We start from the raw sequence: 18,605 nt of genomic DNA on the forward strand, positions 1-18,605 counted from the left end.
CATCGGGACAGGCCACCTCACCCGAGCCCACCACCAAGCTCATGGACACCGCCTCACCCCCGGACGCCACACCGCCGAAAGGAACCGCCACCACACCTTCGGAACGATTCACCACACCCACACCTGGCTCCCCCGCCGCGCGGGGGAGCAGGTCAGCGCACGGCACCGGCCCGATGGTGGGGGCCGGGTCGTGTTCGTCGTGCGACGTACCGCATGCGGCGAGCAGGGCCGGGTCGGTGGGTGGGCGGGTCAAATGCCGTGTCCCCGGTGGTGGAGGGCCGAGAGCACGGTGGGCGCGGAGACGAGGCCGGCCGCCACCGCCAGCGCGATCGGCGCACGCGGCTCACCCAGCCGGGCCGCGAACGTACGCGCGGCCCAGCGGGCGGCCGCGCGCCGGTGCCCGAGCGCGGCGTGGGAGAAGGCCAGCTGGCCGTAGACCCGCGCCGCGCCGCGCGGATCCACGGCCAGTTCGGGGTGCCGGGCGAGCATCCACTCCAGCCCGGCGATGCGATCCGCCCAGCGGGCGGCGTAGTGGGATCCTGCCCAGCGCACGCGTACGAGCGGCTGATCGACGTGGACGAGCGGACGCCGCTTGGCGGCGCGCAGCGCCAGGTCCCAGTCTTCGTTCTGGCCGCCGGGCGCGCTCTCGTCGACCCAGAGCAACCCGCGCTTGAACACGAACGTCGATGAGTGCACCATCACCATCCGCGAACGCACCAGGTCGGCCGCGGTCACGCAGGAGGCGCCGGCGAGGCGGGGCACGCGGCGGTGGCCGTGCTCGACCTCGATGCCGCAGCTGGCGAACTCCCCGCCGTCCAGCAGCGCCCGCACCTGGGCGGTGAGTTTGCCGGGCAGCCACAGGTCGTCGTCGTCGCAGAAGGCGACCAGGTCGGTGTCACAGGCGGCGATGCCGGTGTTGCGGGCGCCGGGCAGCCCGGGGCTCAACGCGTTGGCCACCACGCGCACGCGCGGCCCGGCGACCGCCCCCGCGACCTGCACCGCCACCGCCGCGGAGCTCGCCCGCACCTGCCCGCCACTGGGCAGCGGCGCGTCGGCCACCACGACCACCGACAGCTCACCCGGGTAGTCCTGCGCCAGCACGGCCGCCACGGCCTCCCGCAGCAACCCCGCCCGGTCACCACACGTCGCGACGATCACCCCGACCGAGGGCCAGCCGCTCACGCCGCCTCCCCCGGACGGCCACAGCGAACCGGCGCCAACCCCGGACCGTCACCACCCGTCGCGACGATGATCCGCACCGCGGGCCGGCTCACGCCGCCACCCCCAGGTAGCCGTAGCGGGCCCGCAGCGGCCACGTGAGGGCGGCCACCACGCGACGGTCACCGCCCGGCAGCCCCGATCGCCAAGAGTCGTCGCGCTGCAGCTCAACCCGCCCGACATGGAAACGCATCGGGTTGCCGGAGGCTGTGTGGGAGGGGCCCAGCCAGGCGGTGTGGCCCTCGATGAACGACAGGTCGGGCTGCACCAACTCCAACTGGCCGGCCAGCCCCCCAAGGGTGGCGCCGGGAGTGGCGACGAGGTCTTCGTACCTGATTCTGGTCACGCGGGCGCCGCGGCCGGGAAGGAGCTCGAGGGCGGTGTTCTGGGCCCACCAGTGGAGGGCCGTGCGGGCGGGACCCCAGCGGGTCATGGGCCGGCCGTTCTCGGGGCGCGGCACGAGTTTGCCCCAGGAGTGGGCGACCGCGCGCGGGTCCCGGACCACGTGGACGACGCGGACGTCGACCCCGCTCGCGACCAGGCAGCAGGCCAGCGAGGCGTGTTTGCTGGAGTCGACGACGACCGGAGCGCCGACCGCCTCGTAGAGCGATCGATAGGCCCGCGCGTATTCGGCCAGGTCGGGGTGGTCGATGCGGGCGATCCTGCGGGTGCGGTCGATCCTGCGCCGCAGCGTCAGGATGCGTTCGGCATGCCCGCGTGTCCACCCCCCGAACGCCCTCTGCCCCACCTGCCGCCAGAAGGGGCAGGCGGGAAAGGGCCGGCCGCACCCGCAGAGCTCCTCCGCGATGACCCCGCGCTCCCACAGGTGGACGACCTCGCCGAGCGCCACCACGCCGGGCAGCTCACCGAGGAGCCGTTCGAGCAGCGTGGTGCCGCTGCGGCCGAGGCCGCCCAGATAGATCACCCGTACGGGCGAGCGGTCAGTCACAGGACAGGGCCCATCGCGGTCGCTTACACGGAACGCGACGACCCTAGCACCCAGGGTAATCGAAGCGTAAACGGAACCCTAAAAGATCTACCTCAGCTGGCGTCCAGGATCATGCCGGCGCCGACCGTGGTGTGGGTGGCCTCGTCGATGAGGATGAAGCCGCCGGTGAGCCGGTTGCGAGAGTAGTCGTCGACGAACAGCGGCTGCGTGACCCGCAGCGACACCCGGCCGATCTCGTTGAGGGAGAGCGAGGACGCCTCCTCGTCGCGGTGCAGGGTGTTGACGTCGAGCCGGTAGTGCAGGTCGCGCACCAGCGCCCGCGCGGTGCGGGTGGTGTGCTTGATCGTCAGCTTGGTGCGCGGCGTCAGCTTGCGGACGTCGGTCATCCAGCAGACCATCGCCTCCAACTCCTGCGCGGCCTGCGGCTGGTTGTTGGGCCGGGCGATCATGTCGCCGCGCGAGATGTCGATGTCGTCCTCGAAGCGCAGCGTCACCGACATGGGCGGGAACGCCTCCTCCACCGGCCCGTCGTAGGTGTCGATCGAGGAGATGCGCGTGGTGAGCCCCGAGGGCAGGTGGACGACCTCGTCACCGGGCTTGAGCACGCCGCCCGCCACCTGGCCGGCGTAGCCGCGGTAGTCGTGGAAGGCGTGGTCGGTGGCCCGCTGCGGGCGGATGACGTACTGGACGGGGAAGCGCACGTCGGTCAGATTGCGGTCGGAGGCGATGTGCACGTTCTCCAGGTGGTGCAGCAGCGAGGTGCCGAGGTACCACGGCATGTTCTCGGAGCGCGACACCACGTTGTCGCCGTTGAGCGCGGAGATCGGGATGAAGGTGAGGTCGCCGACGTTGAGCTTGGAGGCGAACGCCGAGAACTCCTCCCTGATCTCGTCGAACCGCTCCTCGGAGTAGTCGACGAGGTCCATCTTGTTGACGGCCAGCACCAGGTGGGGCACCCGCAGCAGCGAGGTCAGGAACGCGTGCCGGCGCGACTGCTCCAGCACGCCCTTGCGCGCGTCGATGAGGATGATCGCCAGGTCGGCCGTGGAGGCGCCGGTGACCATGTTGCGGGTGTACTGGATGTGGCCGGGCGTGTCGGCGATGATGAACTTCCGACGCGGCGTCGCGAAGTAGCGGTACGCCACGTCGATCGTGATGCCCTGCTCGCGCTCGGCCCGCAGGCCGTCGGTGAGCAGCGACAGGTCGGTGTATTCGGTGCCGCGGTCGCGCGAGGTGCGCTCGACCGCTTCGAGCTGGTCCTCGAAGATGGCCTTGGAGTCGAAGAGCAACCGTCCGATGAGGGTGGACTTGCCGTCGTCGACGCTTCCCGCGGTGGCAAAGCGAAGAATGTCCATCTTAGAAGTAGCCCTCTCGCTTGCGGTCCTCCATGGCGGCCTCGGACGAGCGGTCGTCGGCCCTGGTGGCCCCGCGCTCGGTGATCCGGGTGGCCGCGATCTCCTCGATGATCTCCTCGACCGTGCCGGCCGTGGACTGCACGGCGCCGGTGCAGGTCATGTCGCCCACGGTGCGGTAGCGGACGACGGCCTCGAACAGCGGCTCGTCGTCGCCGCGCTGCACGACGTCGGCGTCGGGCAGCAGCATGCCGTCGCGTTCGAACACCTTGCGGGTGTGGGCGAAGTAGATGGACGGGATCTCGATCCCCTCGCGCCTGATGTAGTCCCAGACGTCGAGCTCGGTCCAGTTGGACAGCGGGAAGACCCGGATGTGCTCGCCCTTGCGGATGCGCGCGTTGTAGAGGTTCCACAGCTCGGGACGCTGGTTCTTCGGGTCCCACTGGCCGAACTCGTCGCGGAAGGAGAACACCCGCTCCTTGGCCCTGGCCTTCTCCTCGTCGCGGCGGGCGCCGCCGAAGACCGCGTCGAACTCGTGCTCCTCGATCGCGTCGAGCAGCGTGGTGGTCTGCAGCCGGTTGCGCGAGGCGCGCCGGCCGGTCTCCTCCACGACCCTGCCCTGGTCGATGGAGTCCTGCACGCTGGCCACGATCAGACGCGCGCCCAGCTCGGCGGAGCGGCGGTCACGGAACTCGATGACCTCGTCGAAGTTGTGGCCCGTGTCGACGTGCATGAGCGGGAACGGGATGGGCGCGGGCCAGAACGCCTTCTCCGCGATGCGGAGCATGACGATCGAGTCTTTGCCTCCGGAGAAGAGCAGACATGGGCGCTCGAACTCGGCGGCCACCTCACGCATGATGTGGATGGCCTCTGCTTCGAGCACGTCGAGCTGCGACGTCGTGTAGTCGCGCTGGAGCATGGGTGCTTCCTCCGGCGGTTCAGCGGTGCAGGTCCCGGATGCCGGCGAGCAGGGATGTCGCCAGCTCCGGTAGGGAAACCAGGATATCGGGTAGTGACGGGTCGGCTTGGTTGTAGACCAGCTCGGACCCGTCGATGCGGCTCGCGTGGGCCCCGGCGGCCAGCGCGACGGCGACCGGCGCGGCGGAGTCCCACTCGTACTGGCCGCCCGCGTGGACGTACGCCTCGACCTCGCCGGTGAGCACGGCCGAGATCTTGGCTCCGGCGGACCCGATGGGAACGAGGTCGGCGCCCGCGGCGGCGGCCAGCTTCTGGACGAACTCCGGCGGCCGGGTGCGGCTCACCGCGATGCGGAAGCGGCCTCTGTCGTGGGCCGGCAGCTTCGGCGGGTCGGCGGTCGTCAGCGTGCGGCCCTGGGCGGGCAGCGCCACGGCGCCCGCGGCGAGCCGGCCACCTTCCCACAGGGCCACGTGGACGGCCCAGTCGGACCGGCCCTCCTCCGAGAACTCGCGGGTGCCGTCGAGGGGATCGACGATCCACACCCGATCGGCGCCCAGCCTGCGCGGGTCGAGCCGCTCCTCGCGCGTGGCCTCCTCCGACAGCACGCTGTCGCTCGGGCGCAGCCGCGCCAGCGCCTCCATGAGGTGGACGTGCGACCCGCGGTCGCCCTCGGCCTTCAGCGCCTTGGGATCGGCGAACCCCGTGCGCTCGCGAATCCGCAGCAGCAGCTCGCCGGCCTCGGTCGCCAGGTCGGCGGCGAGGGCGTGATCGTCGCGAATCGTCATCAATATGCTCCTTGCCCGCGGGCGACGGCCGACCAAGTCTTCCACAGGATCTGAAGGTCCAGTGTCAGGGACCAATTTTCCACGTAGCGCAGGTCTAGACGTACGGATTCCTCCCACGATAGGTCAGATCTACCACTGACCTGCCACAAGCCGGTCAGCCCGGGGCGTACGAGGAGTCGTCTGCGCACGTCGTCACCGTAGCGTGCCACCTCCTCGGGAAGCGGCGGGCGCGGCCCGACGAGCGACATGTGGCCGAGCACGACGTTGAGCAGCTGGGGCAGCTCGTCGAGGGAGTGGCGGCGCATGAACGCGCCGAGCGGCGTGACGCGCGGATCGTTGCGGAGCTTGAACAGCACGCCGTCGCGGTCGCTGACCAGAGTGATCTTCTGCTGCTCTGAGCCCCGCCGCATCGTGCGGAACTTCAGGATCGTGAAGAGCCGGCCGTCCTTGCCCACCCGGGTCTGCCGGAAGAGCGCCGGCCCGGGGCTCGTCGCGCGTACGGCCACCGCCAGGCCCGCGAGCAGCGGCGCCAGCAGCACCAGCAGGACGGCCGCCACCATGCGGTCGAAGACGTTCTTGACGAGTTGGCGGACGCCGGTCAGCTCGGGATGCTCCACGTGCAGCAGCGGCAGCCCGGCGACCGGTCTGATCATGATGCGCGGCCCGGCGACGTCCATCAGGGCGGGGGCGACCACCAGCTCGGTCCGGGTGCGCTCCAGCCGCCAGGCCAGCCGGCGCAGCGCCTGGCCGTCCATCTCGGGGCAGGCCAGCACGGCCACGGTGTCGGCACGGTAGAGGTCGACGGCGATCGGCACGTCGCTGAGGTCGCCGGCGACGGGCACCTCGTCGATCCGCTCACCTGCGCGCCCGCCGGGCACGCAGGCGGCCACGACCTCCATGCCGTGGTGGCGCTCCTTGCGGAACAGGCCGACGATCTCGGCGATCGAGGCGGCGTGGCCGACCGCGACCACCCGGCGCATGCACGCGCCCTCGGCCTGGCGGCGGTGCAGCGAACGGCGCAGGGCGTAGCGGAACAGCAGCGTGCAGAGGGTGACCAGGGGCAGGGCCAGCACGACGTAGCCGCGGGCGACGTCGGTCTTGGTGACGTAGGAGCCGATGGCGGTGGCGGCGGTCAGCGCCACGCCCGCCTGCACGACCCGGCGGAACTCCTCTGAGCCGACGCCCAGCATGCGCGCCTCGTACGCGCGGGCCAGCGCCACCGCGCAGCACCACACGAGCGGCAGCGTCAGGCTGACCAGCAGGTAGGGCAGCGCGTAGGGGGTGAGACCGCCGAACCGGAGCGAGAACGCCGCCGCGGCGCCGATGCCGGCCCCGCACAGGTCGCCGAGCACGGCCCCCAGACGATAGAGGCGGACCCACGAAGGCGTGCCAGGGACCGTGACGGGGGTGCCCGGCCGCACCACGGTCATGAGTCCTTCATCGCGGGCTCCACCGCGCACGCGCGCCTCCATGTGACCAATCCTGTACGGACAGTCACAGATCGTAGCCGCGTGGGCCGACAAGAACCGGCGAACGGTTCATTGCGGGGATCAGCGTGGAGGGCCGGAAATGTGCAGATCAGCCCGGTGGAAGTCGTTCTGGGTGGCCTCCAGGCCCCGGGCTATCAGCGACTCCACCACGTCGGCCGCCCGGTCGACGAGGAAGGGCAGGTCCTTGCGCTCCATGGTGGCGAAGTCGCGCAGCACGAAGGTGGCCGGGTCCATCCGGCCGGGCGGGCGCCCGATCCCGAAGCGGACGCGCAGGTAGTCGCGGGTGCCGAGGACCTTGGTGATCGACTTCAGGCCGTTGTGGCCGTTGTCGCCGCCGCCCAGCTTGGCGCGCAGTGCGCCGTAGGGCACGTCGAGCTCGTCATGGACGACGATCAGCCGCTCGGGCCCGATCTTGTAGAAGTCGCCGAGCGCCTTGACCGGCCCTCCCGACAGGTTCATGAACGTCAGGGGCTTGGCCAGCACGGCGGCGCGCGTCTCGCACACTTCCGCCCGGCTCTTGTGGGCCTTGAACCGCCCACCGGCCCTCGCGGCCAGCTCGTCGAGGACCATGAAGCCCGCATTGTGGCGGTGGCCCGCGTATTCGGGCCCCGGATTGCCCAGCCCGGCGATCAGCCAGCGGTCCATGTGCTCCCCTTGGGACGGCGGAACGGGACGGCCGTCGGCGGGCCGCCCCGTTCGCGGGAAAACGCGTTACTCGGCAGAGGCCTCGGCGGTCTCGCCCTCGGCGGCGGGAGCCTCGGCGGCCGCGCCCTCCTCGGCGGCCTCAAGGACCTCGACCGGCTTGTTGATGACCTGCAGGATGACGGCCTCGGGGTCGGCGGCCAGCGTGGAGCCCTGCGGCAGCTGCAGCTGAGCGGCGGTGATCACGGTGCCGATTTCCAGGCCCTCGACGTCGACCTCGATACCGGTCGGGATGTGGGTGGCCTCGGCCTCGACGGCGATCTGGACGAGCTGCTGGTCGAGCAGGCCGTCGGAGTTAACGTCGCCGACCGTGGTGACCGGGATCTCGACCGTGACCTTCTCGCCGCGCTTGACCAGGAGCAGGTCGACGTGCTCGACGAAGCCCTTGATCGGGTCGCGCTGGACGCCCTTGGGCAGCGCCAGCTCGTCGACGCCGTCGCCCTCGAGGCGGATCAGCACGTTGGGCGTGCGCAGCGCGAGGAGGACCTCGTGACCGGGCAGGGTGAGGTGCTTGGGGTCGATGCCGTGCCCGTAGAGAACGGCGGGCACCTTGTCGGCGCGGCGGATCTTGCGAGCGGCGCCCTTGCCGAACGCGGTGCGCGGTTCGGCGGCGATACGTACTTCAGACACGACATCTCCTAGGGATGCTCAGGCGGATTGTTGAGCGCTCCCCCTCACCCGCCCTAGCGGAAGGCGTTACGAGCGCAACCCGTAAAGTCTACCCCGCTATTCGCCGAGCCCCGCCCGGAAGCGCTGCGACGGACGTCCTCGCTACGCTGCGGATCCGACAGCACCACTAACCGAGCCCCACTCGGAAAAGCTGTGACGGACGTCCTCGCTACGCTGCGGATCCGACAGCACCACTAACCGAGCTCCACTCGGAAAAGCTGTGACGGATGTCCTCGCTACGCTGCGGATCCGTCACAGCTCACGTGTCGCCCTCGAACAGGCTCGTGACGGAGCCGTCCTGGAAGACCTCGGTGATGGCGCGGGCGATGAGCGGGGCGATCGACAGGACGGTCAGCTTGTCGAAGCGGCTCTCCTGCGACAGCGGCAGCGTGTTGGTGACGACGACCTCGGAGATCCGGGAGTTCTTCAGCCGGTCGACCGCGGGGTCGGAGAAGACCGCGTGGGTGGCGGCGACGACGACGTTGGTGGCGCCCTGCTCGTAGAGGGCGTCGGCCGCCTTGCAGATGGTGCCGGCGGTGTCGATCATGTCGTCGATCAGCACACACGTGCGGCCGCGGACCGTGCCGACGACCTCGCTGACCTTGACCGAGTTGGCCACGTCGAGGTCACGCCGCTTGTGGATGAACGCCAGCGGCGTGCCGAGCGTGTCGGCCCAGCGCTCGGACAGGCGCACGCGGCCGGTGTCGGGCGAGACGACCGTGGTGTTGTCCAGGTCGAGCCTGCCCTTGAGGTAGCGCTCCAGGACCGGCATGGCGAACAGGTGGTCGACCGGGCCGTCGAAGAAGCCCTGGATCTGCGAGGTGTGCAGGTCGATCGACATGAGCCGGTCGGCGCCCGCGGTCTTGAACATGTCGGCCATCAGACGCGCCGTGATGGGCTCGCGGCCGCGGCCCTTCTTGTCCTGACGCGCGTAGCCGAAGAACGGCATCACCGCGGTGATGCGCTTGGCGGAGGCCCGCTTCAGCGCGTCGACCATGATGAGCTGTTCCATGATCCACTTGTTGATGGGCCCGGTGTGGCTCTGGATGACGAAGGCGTCACAGCCGCGTACGGACTCGAGGTAGCGGGCGTAGATCTCGCCGTTGGCGAAGTCGATGAGCTTGGTGGGGGTGAGGGAGACGCCGACGTGCTCGGCGACCTCCTCGGCCAGCTCCGGATGGGCACGGCCGGAGAAGAGCATGAGGTTCTTCTCGCCCGGCTGCTTGATGCTGGTCACTGGTTCTTCTCCTGCTGCTCTTGCTCGGCCAGCGCCCGCTCGGCGGCCGCGGCCGATTTCGTCCCCGCGCGCCTGCGCAAGACCCATTTCTCGATGTTGCGCTGCCGCGCCCGTGCCACGCCGATCGCGCCCGGGGGGACCTGATCCGTGATCACGGATCCCGCCGCCGTGTAGGCGCCGGGGCTGACCGTCACGGGGGCGACGAGCATGGTGTCGCAGCCGACGAACGCGCCGTCGCCCACGGTCGTGTGGTTCTTCTCGACCCCGTCGTAGTTGACGAAGACGGTGGAGGCGCCGATGTTGACGTCGTCACCGAGAGTGGCGTCTCCGACGTAGGACAGGTGGGGCACCTTGGAGCGTTCGCCCACCTTGGCGTTCTTCATCTCGACGAAGGTGCCGGCCTTGGACCCGCGGCCGAGCACGGTGCCGGGACGCAGGTAGGCGTACGGGCCGACGCTGACCTGCGGGCCGATCTGGGCGTTGTCGCAGACGGCGTTGCGCACGACCGCGCCCTCGCCCACGAAGGTGTCGGTCAGCGTGGTGGCGGGGCCGACCTCGGCGCCGGGCTCGATCACGGTGTCGCCGTGGAGCTGGGTGCCTGGGTGGATGACCGCGTCGGGCTCGATGCGCACCCCGACGTCGATCCACGTGCTGTCGGGGTCGACGACGGTGACGCCGGCGCGCATGTGGCGCTCCAGCAGGCGCCGGTTGAGCAGCTTGCGGGCGGCGGCCAGCTGAACGCGGTCGTTGACGCCCTCGACCTCGACGAAGTCGGCGGCCACGCAGGCGCCGACGCGGTGGCCGTCGCCGCGCAGGATGCCGAGGACGTCGGTGAGGTACTCCTCGCCCTGGGCGTTGTCGGTGGAGACGCGCTTGACGGCGTCGGCCAGCAGGTCGCCGTCGAAGGCGTAGATGCCGGAGTTCATCTCCTTGATCGCGCGCTGCTCGGCGGTGGCGTCCTTCTCCTCGACGATGGCCAGCACGGCGCCGCTCTCGTCGCGGAGGATGCGGCCGTAACCCGTCGGGTCGGGCACCTCGGCGGTCAGCACGGTGACCGCGTTGCCCTCGGTGGCGTGGCGCTCGAGCAGCTCGGCCATGGTCTGGGTGCGCAGCAGGGGCACGTCGCCGTACGTCACCAGGACGGTGCCGGAGATCGTGCCGACCTCTTCGAGCACGGTGCGGACGGCGTGGCCGGTGCCGCGCTGCTCGCGCTGGACGACGGCGCGCGCGTCGGGGCTGGTGACGGACAGGTGGCCGGTGACCCGCTCCAAGGCGTGGCCCACGACGACGATCAGCTGCTCGGGGCCGAGGTCGCGGGCCGAGGCGAGCATGTGGTCGACGAGCGCACGGCCGCACAGCTCGTGGAGGACTTTCGGGGTCCGGCTCTTCATGCGGGTGCCCTCGCCGGCGGCGAGGACGATCACGGCTGCCGGGCGCGGCACACTCACGGACTGAGGCTCCCTGTGATGGAACGGATCAGAATGATCGGCAACTGCACGGTCATCCTCCCGACACCGTGAGGATACCTGTCCTCCCCCCGCGCGTTGGCGCTGGGGAGCACCTCAGAGCTCCCGGAAGAGGACTCGAACCCCTACAAAGTGGACCAAAACCACTTGTCCTGCCGATTAGACGATCCGGGACAGATCGGACAGGCGACGTCCGACAGTCCCTACGATACCGACCCCGCACCCGGCCGCGCGCCGGGAATTACGCCTAACACCCGCCCCACGGGGAACGGGGGCCATGAGCCCGGGCGCTCGCACAACCGAAGAGCAGCCGTTCCATAACAGAGCCGGCAAAGAGTCGCAAGACACGAAACCCACGCAACCGTGGGCAGCACGCCGTCACGTTCCCCCCATTCACGGCTTAGGTCTTCCTAACTTACGCTTGCGTAGGTTACGGTTGCGTAGCCAGGACATTCGTCCACATACATGCCGTTGGAGGTTGCCCATGACCGTTCTCACCGAGCGTTCCGCACCCACACCGAAGCCCGAATTCGAACCCGAGCCCAAGTCGAAGGCGGAGCTGTTCACCTTCGGCCTGGTCGTCGGTCTGCCTCTGGTCGCGATCGCGGCCGCGGTGCCGCTCGCGTGGGGATGGGGCCTCGGCTGGACGGACATCGCGATCGCCTTCGTCTTCTACGTCGTCTCCGGCCTGGGCGTCACGGTGGGCCTGCACCGCTACTTCACGCACCACTCGTTCAAGGCCAAGCGGCCGCTCAAGATCGCCCTCGGCATCGCCGGCAGCCTGTCGCTGGAGATGTCCGTGCTCGACTGGGTCGCCACCCACCGCAAGCACCACAAGTTCTCCGACAAGGAGGGCGACCCGCACTCGCCGTGGCGCTTCGGCCCTGGCTTCAAGAACATGGCCAAGGGCCTGCTCTACGCCCACATGGGCTGGCTGTTCGAGAGCGAGCGCACCAACCGCCAGAAGTACGCCCCGGACCTGTGCAAGGACGAGGACGTGCTCAAGATGCACAAGTGGTTCGGCGCCATGGCGCTCACCTCGATCCTGCTGCCGGGTGTGCTCGGCCTGCTGCTCACCTGGTCGTGGCAGGGCGGCCTGACCGCGCTCTTCTGGGGCTCACTCGTCCGCATCGGGCTGCTGCACCACGTGACCTGGTCGATCAACTCGATCTGCCACGTCTTCGGCGAGGAGTCCTTCGAGGTCCGCGACAAGTCGCGCAACGTGTGGTGGCTGGCCATCCCGTCCTTCGGCGAGTCCTGGCACAACCTGCACCACTCCGACCCGACCTGCGCCCGCCACGGCGCGCTGAAGGGCCAGATCGACCTGAGCGCCGGCCTCATCCGGATCTTCGAGAAGCTGGGCTGGGCGTACGACGTCCGCTGGCCGACGCCGGAGCGGCTGGCGGCGAAGCGCATTGCCTGACCTCGACGTGGATCGGCCGGTGAACGGTCATGGAAGCGTGGCCGTCATTATGGAAACCGTGACCGAACCCCGATCTCGCAGGCGCATGTCCGGTAGCGAGCGACGCGAGCAGCTGATCCACATCAGCCGCACGCTCTTCGCGGAAAAGGGGTTCGACGGGACCTCTATCGAGGAGATCGCCGCCACCGCTCAGGTGTCGAAACCCGTGGTGTACGAACATTTCGGCGGCAAGGAAGGCGTCTACGCGGTCGTCGTGGACCGCGAGATGCAAAAGCTCCTCGGCATGATCACCGAGGCCCTCGCCGCCACCCATTCCCTGATCAAACTGGAGCGGGCCGCCCTGGCCCTGCTCCAGTACATCGAGGAGAGCAGCGAGGGCTTTCGCATCCTGGTCCGCGACTCGCACGCCGCCTCGGGCACCGGCACGTTCGCGAGCCTGATCAGCGAGATCGCCAGTCAGGTCGAGGACGTGCTGGCCGACGAGTTCGCCTCCCGCGGCTACGACCCCAAGCTGGCGCCGATGTACGCCCAGATGCTCGTCGGCATGGTCGCACTGACCGGGCAGTGGTGGCTCGACGTGCGCAAACCGGGCCGCGAGGAGGTCGCGGCCAACCTGGTCAACCTGGCCTGGAACGGCCTGACCGGGCTCAACCCCAACCCGTCGATCACCGCGGCCACCCGCGATCTCTCGTCGTCGGCCAAGCCGCGCCCAGCCGCCGCCGCCGACAAGCTGCGCGAGTTCGAGAAGGCCAGGGAGAAAGAGCTCAAAGAGGCCGAGAAACTCCGCCAGCGCGAGCTGAAGGAGGCCGAGAAGGCCCGCGTACGCGAGCTGAAAGAGCGCGAGCGGCTGCTGAAGGAGGCGGAGAAGGAACGCGAGCGGCTGCTCAAGGAGGCCGAGAAGGCCCGCGAGCGCGAGGAGAAGATCCGCCAGCGGGAGGCCAGGCTGGCCGAGCGCGCGGCCCGCCTGGAACAGGTAGATCATCCCGAGTAAGCCTTGAACGAGCGACTGTTCCCGGGTGACCATGGAGTTGAGCAGGGCTGACCCTCAGGGGTGAGCCGTTGCGGCGTCGTTAACGTGCTGTTCAACCAAACGGGGCAATATACGCCATATGTCCGCAGAACCGTTCCAGCCTCCCGGCGACCTCCCACTTCCGCAGGAGCGGTTCCTCAACCGCGAGGAAAGCTGGCTCCAGTTCAACCAGCGGGTGCTCGAACTGGCCGAGGACGCGTCGGCGCCGCTGCTGGAACGCGTGCAGTTCCTGGCCATCTTCGCCAGCAACCTCGACGAGTTCTTCCGGGTCCGCGTGGCCGGCCTCAAGCGGCGCATGGCGACCGGTCTGCTGCTGCGGACCAAGAGCGGGCTCAAGCCGAGCGAAGAGCTGGTCAGGATCGCGACCATCGCCGACGAGCTGGCCCGCAGGCACGCCGCCGTCTTCCACGACAAGATCTGCCCGCAGCTCGCCTCCGAGGGCATCGAGATCGTCCGGTGGGAGGATCTGGGCCGCGAGGAGCGCACGGAACTGCGCAAACTGTTCAGGGAGCGGATCAGGCCGGTGCTCACGCCGCTGGCCGTCGACCCCGCCCACCCCTTCCCGTACATCTCCGGGCTCAGCCTCAACCTGGCGGTGCTCGTCCGCAATCCGGCCACCGACCACACGGTGTTCGCCCGGGTCAAGGTGCCCTCGCAGCTGCCCAGGTTCGTGGCGGCGTCGAAGAACCGGTTCGTCCCGATGGAGGACGTCATCGCGGCGCATCTCGGCCAGCTGTTCAAGGGCATGGAGATCGTCCAGCACCACGTCTTCCGCGTCACCAGGAACGAGGACCTCGACGTCGACGAGGACGTCACCGAGAACCTCATGCAGGCCCTGGAGAAGGAGCTGCTCAAGCGGCGCTTCGGCCCGCCCGTGCGGCTGGAGGTCGAGGAGACCATCACGCCCGAGGTGCTCGCGCCGCTGGTCGAGGAGCTGGAGCTGGCGCCGCACGAGATCTACCGGCTGCCCGGGCCGCTCGACCTGACGGGTCTGCACGCCATCGCCGACCTCGACCGGGGCGAGCTGAGCTACCGGCCGTTCGTGCCCGCCGAGGTGATCAACGCCGAGGACGACATCTTCACGGTGCTGCGCGAGCGCGACGTGCTGCTGCACCACCCGTACGACTCCTTCAGCACCACCGTGCAGCGCTTCATCGAGGACGCCGCGAACGACCCCAGGGTCCTGGCGATCAAGCAGACCCTCTACCGCACCAGCGGCGACTCCCCGATCGTCAACGCGCTCATCGACGCGGCCGAGGCGGGCAAGCAGGTCGTGGTGGTCGTGGAGATCAAGGCCCGCTTCGACGAGCACGCCAACATCTCCTGGGCCCGCAAGCTGGAGCGGGCCGGCTGTCACGTCGTCTACGGCGTGGTCGGGCTGAAGACCCACTGCAAGCTCGCCCTCGTCGTCCGCCAGGAGGCCTCGGGCGAGCTGCGCCGTTACTGCCACATCGGCACCGGCAACTACAACCCCAAGACCGCCCGCCAGTACGAGGACTTCGGTCTGCTCACCTCCGACCCGCTGGTCGGCGAGGACGTGACCGACCTGTTCATCCACCTGACCGGCTACTCCCACCACTCCGCCTACCGGCGGCTGCTGGTCGCTCCCCACTCCATGCGCAGCGGCCTGCTGGCCAGGATCGAACGCGAGATCGCCCACCAGCAGGCCGGCCGCCCGGCCCGCATCAGGATCAAGACCAACTCGCTGGTGGACGAGCCGGTCATCGACGCCCTCTACCGCGCCTCGCGGGCCGGTGTCCCGGTGGACCTGTGGGTGCGCGGCGTCTGCATCCTGCGCCCCGGCATCCCAGACTTGTCAGAAAATATCCGCGTACGCTCCGTCCTGGGGCGTTTCCTGGAGCACTCCCGGGTGTACGAGTTCGGGCTCGGACGGCGGCCGGAGATCTGGATCGGCAGCGCCGACCTGATGCGCCGCAACCTCGACCGCCGCGTCGAGGCCCTGGTCAAGGTGACCTCGCAGCAGCACAAGGCGTACCTCATCGAGCTGATGGACCAGGTCATGGCCGACTCCACGAACACCTGGTGGCTCAACCCCGACGGCACCTGGACCCACCATCCCGGCGAGGACCTGCAGAGCCGTCTCATCGGCGCCCGCCGCTGGAGGACCGTTGATGACTGACCCGCTCCGCGCCGCCGGAGCCGTGGTCTGGCGCGGCGACGAGAGCGACCCCGAGGTGGCGGTCATCCACCGCCCCCGCTACGACGACTGGACGTTCCCCAAGGGCAAGCTGGAGTCCGGCGAGCACGTGATCGCCGCCGCCCTGCGCGAGGTGCGCGAGGAGACCGGCATGACGGTGGCGCTCGGCCGCGCGCTGCCGCCCGTCCACTACCTGAGCGACCGCCGGCTCAAGCGGGTCGACTACTGGACGGCGCGGGCGCTCGCCGACGACGGGTTCGAGCCCTGCGACGAGGTGGACGAGCTGCGCTGGCTGCCGCCGCAGGAGGCCAGGCGGCTGCTGACGTTCGAGTGGGACGTGGGGCTGCTGCGCGCGCTGCGGGCCGCGCCGCTCGACACCGTGCCGCTCGTGCTCGTCCGGCACGCCTCGGCCGGGTCGCGCACCGAGTGGGCGGGCGACGACGCGCTTCGCCCGCTCGACGCCGACGGCCTCTCCCAGGCGGCCGGCGTGGCCACGGCGCTGCCCGCGTACCGGCCGGAGCTGCTGATGAGCTCGCCCAGCAGGCGGTGCGTGCAGACGCTGGAGCCGTACGCCGCGCGGGTAGGAGCCGAGATCAGGACCGAGCCGCTGCTCAGCGAGGAGAGCCAGGACCCGCAGAAGACGCCCGTCCTCGTCGGCGACATCACGGCGCCGGCGGTCGTGTGCAGCCACGGGAAGGTGCTGCCCGCGCTCATCGAGTCGCTGAGCGGCACGCGGGTGCACCTGCGCAAGGGCTCCTTCGCCGTCCTGCAGCGCAGGGGCCGGTTCGTGGTCAGCGTCGAGCGCTACACCGCCTAGTGAGCCGGTTTTGAGATTCGGTCGCAGTAGCGGCAGATGCGGTCGAGAATCTGGTCAGCGGTCTTGGTCCAGGTGAACGGCTTGGCGTCGTCGTTCCAGGTCTTGATCCACTCTTCCAGCGCGGTTTTGAGCGCGTCCAGGGAGCAGAAGTCGCCGCGCTCCAGGCAGCGCCGTTCCAACTCGGCGAACCAGCGCTCGACCTGGTTGATCCAGGAAGAGTAGGCCGGGGTGAAGTGAAGCGTGAAGCGCGGATGGACCAGCCAGCTTGCCGATCACCTTGCCGGTGGCGGTGTTGAGCGCGGCGAACAGGTCCACGGTGCCGTGCCGGACGTAGTCGAAGTTGCGCCGCTGGGGCACCCCGGGCAGCATCGGCAGTACCGGCGCGCTCCGCTGCGACGCCTGGATCCGCGGCTTGTCATCCACCGCGAACACCGCCGCATGCGCGGGCGGGGCCAGATACAGCCCGACCACGTCGCGGATCTTGTCGATCGTGGCCGGGCCGCCACGCCACGTTGCCGCCGCCCTCGGCGCAGGCCAGCACGATCCGGGCCCGCATCGCGAGCCCCTGAGCGGTGGAGCGACGTCTGGCCCAGCTCGTCAGCGTCCGCCGCTCGCCCTCGGATAACACCACCGGCTCGAGCCGCCAGAAACCGTCACCACCACACAGTCAATCTGAACGAAACACACCTCATGTGGTGTCCCTGATACTCGCGGCCGGCTCACTAGAGGATCTTCCGCACCGCCTCGACCGTCTCCTGCCACACGCGGGGGAACTCGGCGTGGGCGCGCTCGGCCCTGGCGCGCTCGATGCCGGCGAGCAGGCCGTAGGTGAAGGTGTCCTCGCCGGCTCTGCGGGCGCTCTCGGCCTCCTTGACCAGCGTCTCCTGCGCGACCACTCCGTCCTGGTACGTCCCCAGCACCTCCTGGATGCCGGCGGCCAGCTTGGCCAGCCTGGACATGTCCGCGCCGAGCGTGGGCCGCAGCGCCTCCGCGGTGTAGCGGGCACGCTTGGCCGACTTGCGCACGTCGTGCATGGCGATCTCGCGGCGCTCGAGGTCGTCGATGGCCATGGCCAGGTCGTACGCCTTGGTCACGCGGTTCCAGCCGGAGGCGGCGACGTCGCGCAGCTTCTCCTGCGCCGGCCGCTGCGCGGCCTTGCCCAGCTCGGGGTCGGCGACGAGCTCGTCCAGCGCGTCGAGGAGGCGGTAGTAGCGCTCGCCGCTCAGCGTCTCCTTGATCCGCACGTACGCCTGCCGCTCGCGTTCGTGCAGGTCGGAGCCGAGCCGCGCCTGGATGGGGCCGACGACCAGCTCCGGGGCGAGGCCACGCAGCTCCCCGGCGAACCTGACCCTGATCACCTCGAGGTCGCGGGCCTCACCGAGCACCGTGGCGAGCCAGCGCAGCTCGTCCTGCACGTGGCCGGTGTCGGCCACCACGCTCTTGAACGCCTTGAGCGCGCTGCGCAGCCGCCGCGAGGCGACCCGCATCTGGTGGACGGCGTCCTCCTCGGCCCTGCGGACCCGGGGATCCTGCGCGAGCAGGGCGCGCACCTGGTCGGCCAGGTAGGTGAGGACCGCCTCGCCGGCCGATCCAGGTTCAGTGGCGGCCACCGCGGGCGGGGCCGGTTCGAGCAGCTTGGCGAGTTTGCTGGCGGCGTCGGAGGGCGTGGCGCCCGCCTTCTTGAGCCGCTTGCCGACCTTGGCCAGCATGGCGCGGGTGCCGCCGTCGAGAAGCTCGGCCTCCACCTCGCGCCATCGCACGACCTTGGGCTCCGCGCCGTACACCGTGCCCTTGACGCGGTCGTCGGCGATCTCCACCAGCCGGGCCTCGCCGTCGAGCAGGACGGTGACGTCCCTGCGGGTGTCCAGCTCGGCGACCACGCCCAGCTCGGCGCCGCGGGTGTAGGCGCGGACGAGCTCGGCGAGCTCCGCGGGCACCACCTTGGTGCTGCGGGTGAGCGGATGGGTGATCTCCTGACGGACGCCCTTGGCCTTGGGCAGCTTCAGGTGCCAGCCGGGGTCGGTGCCGCCCCTCCTCCGCCGGAGCGTGACGCCGCGGGCGGCCAGCCGCAGGTCGGGGGTGTCGTAGTACAGAGCCACGAGCTGGTGACTCTTCGGGCCCTGCACGGTGGCCAGGCCGGTCAGATCCGGGATCGCGTAGCCGGGAGGAATGTCGAACTTGTCCTCGATTTCGATGCCCACTACACCTCGCAATTGTCCGGTATCTGACCATGATGCCACCGGAAGGTGAGCCTCACGCGGCCTGCAGCAGCTCGATCCTGTTGCCCACCGGGTCGGAGACGTAGATCCGCCGGTAGCCGGGGAAGAGGTCGTCGGGCACGGCGTCGGGCAGCCGGGCGGCGTACGCGTCGAGGTCGTCCACCAGGAAGGC

Annotated in this window: 15 protein-coding genes, 1 tRNA gene and 1 pseudogene; 4 read left to right on the top strand and 13 right to left on the bottom strand. The window is 70.0% G+C overall.

Annotated elements, in window-relative coordinates; all coding sequences use genetic code 11:
* Window positions 1–249: 249 nt before the first annotated feature.
* The 11 genes from E1286_RS36750 to E1286_RS36800 all read right to left on the bottom strand — a co-directional run bounded on the left by E1286_RS36750 (window position 250) and on the right by E1286_RS36800 (window position 10,960).
* A complete protein-coding gene (locus tag E1286_RS36750; RefSeq protein ID WP_132620135.1) occupies window positions 250–1,182 on the bottom strand; it encodes a glycosyltransferase family 2 protein in 933 nt (310 codons plus the stop codon).
* Between the two features lie 88 nt (window positions 1,183–1,270).
* Window positions 1,271–2,167 (bottom strand): sulfotransferase family protein, encoded by an 897-nt coding sequence (locus E1286_RS36755; protein WP_246075487.1) that lies wholly within the window; start codon window positions 2,165–2,167, stop codon window positions 1,271–1,273.
* A gap of 92 nt (window positions 2,168–2,259) precedes the next feature.
* Window positions 2,260–3,522: a sulfate adenylyltransferase subunit CysN gene (gene cysN, locus E1286_RS36760; protein WP_132620137.1), complete on the bottom strand. Its 1,263-nt coding sequence runs from the start codon at window positions 3,520–3,522 to the stop codon at window positions 2,260–2,262.
* Window position 3,523: 1 nt separating this feature from the next.
* The gene (gene cysD / locus E1286_RS36765; RefSeq protein ID WP_132620139.1) at window positions 3,524–4,438 is read right to left on the bottom strand and encodes a sulfate adenylyltransferase subunit CysD; all 915 of its coding nucleotides are present in this window, start codon (window positions 4,436–4,438) and stop codon (window positions 3,524–3,526) included.
* Window positions 4,439–4,457: 19 nt separating this feature from the next.
* The gene (locus E1286_RS36770) at window positions 4,458–5,222 is read right to left on the bottom strand and encodes a 3'(2'),5'-bisphosphate nucleotidase CysQ (protein WP_187368271.1); all 765 of its coding nucleotides are present in this window, start codon (window positions 5,220–5,222) and stop codon (window positions 4,458–4,460) included.
* Window positions 5,222–6,652: a sugar transferase gene (locus tag E1286_RS36775; RefSeq protein ID WP_187368272.1), complete on the bottom strand. Its 1,431-nt coding sequence runs from the start codon at window positions 6,650–6,652 to the stop codon at window positions 5,222–5,224. The genes E1286_RS36770 and E1286_RS36775 overlap by 1 nt, the downstream gene beginning before the upstream one ends.
* 120 nt (window positions 6,653–6,772) lie before the next feature.
* The gene (pth, locus tag E1286_RS36780; protein WP_132620145.1) at window positions 6,773–7,357 is read right to left on the bottom strand and encodes an aminoacyl-tRNA hydrolase; all 585 of its coding nucleotides are present in this window, start codon (window positions 7,355–7,357) and stop codon (window positions 6,773–6,775) included.
* Between the two features lie 66 nt (window positions 7,358–7,423).
* Complete coding sequence (locus E1286_RS36785) at window positions 7,424–8,044, bottom strand: 50S ribosomal protein L25/general stress protein Ctc (RefSeq protein ID WP_132620147.1); 621 nt, start codon at window positions 8,042–8,044, stop codon at window positions 7,424–7,426.
* A 298-nt stretch (window positions 8,045–8,342) separates the two neighbouring features.
* A complete protein-coding gene (locus E1286_RS36790; protein ID WP_132620149.1) occupies window positions 8,343–9,320 on the bottom strand; it encodes a ribose-phosphate diphosphokinase in 978 nt (325 codons plus the stop codon).
* Window positions 9,317–10,768 carry a bifunctional UDP-N-acetylglucosamine diphosphorylase/glucosamine-1-phosphate N-acetyltransferase GlmU gene (gene glmU / locus E1286_RS36795; protein ID WP_132620151.1) on the bottom strand — a complete coding sequence of 484 codons (1,452 nt, stop codon included), beginning with the start codon at window positions 10,766–10,768 and terminating at the stop codon, window positions 9,317–9,319. The genes E1286_RS36790 and glmU overlap by 4 nt, the downstream gene beginning before the upstream one ends.
* 120 nt (window positions 10,769–10,888) lie before the next feature.
* A tRNA-Gln gene (locus tag E1286_RS36800) sits at window positions 10,889–10,960 on the bottom strand.
* A 310-nt stretch (window positions 10,961–11,270) separates the two neighbouring features.
* Between E1286_RS36800 and E1286_RS36805 the strand changes: the two genes are divergently transcribed.
* From E1286_RS36805 to E1286_RS36820, 4 genes are all read left to right on the top strand, one after another.
* Window positions 11,271–12,209, top strand: a complete 939-nt coding sequence (locus E1286_RS36805; protein WP_132620153.1) for an acyl-CoA desaturase — start codon at window positions 11,271–11,273, stop codon at window positions 12,207–12,209.
* A 49-nt stretch (window positions 12,210–12,258) separates the two neighbouring features.
* On the top strand, window positions 12,259–13,200 hold the full coding sequence (locus tag E1286_RS36810) for a TetR/AcrR family transcriptional regulator (RefSeq protein WP_132620155.1): 942 nt from the start codon (window positions 12,259–12,261) through the stop codon (window positions 13,198–13,200).
* A 118-nt stretch (window positions 13,201–13,318) separates the two neighbouring features.
* The gene (locus tag E1286_RS36815) at window positions 13,319–15,379 is read left to right on the top strand and encodes an RNA degradosome polyphosphate kinase (protein WP_132620157.1); all 2,061 of its coding nucleotides are present in this window, start codon (window positions 13,319–13,321) and stop codon (window positions 15,377–15,379) included.
* Window positions 15,372–16,214 (top strand): NUDIX hydrolase, encoded by an 843-nt coding sequence (locus E1286_RS36820; protein WP_132620159.1) that lies wholly within the window; start codon window positions 15,372–15,374, stop codon window positions 16,212–16,214. Before E1286_RS36815 ends, E1286_RS36820 begins: the two co-directional genes overlap by 8 nt.
* On the opposite strand, the pseudogene E1286_RS50810 reads toward E1286_RS36820, so the two are convergent.
* Together E1286_RS50810 and E1286_RS36830 are read right to left on the bottom strand one after the other, a co-directional pair.
* Window positions 16,211–16,845, bottom strand: a pseudogene (locus E1286_RS50810) (transposase). The gene E1286_RS36820 and the pseudogene E1286_RS50810 overlap by 4 nt on opposite strands.
* A gap of 91 nt (window positions 16,846–16,936) precedes the next feature.
* Window positions 16,937–18,415, bottom strand: coding sequence for a CYTH and CHAD domain-containing protein (locus E1286_RS36830; RefSeq protein ID WP_132620161.1), 1,479 nt, complete (start codon window positions 18,413–18,415; stop codon window positions 16,937–16,939).
* Window positions 18,416–18,605: the final 190 nt, after the last annotated feature.

This window comes from Nonomuraea terrae (assembly GCF_004348995.1).
GTDB lineage: Bacteria > Actinomycetota > Actinomycetes > Streptosporangiales > Streptosporangiaceae > Nonomuraea > Nonomuraea terrae.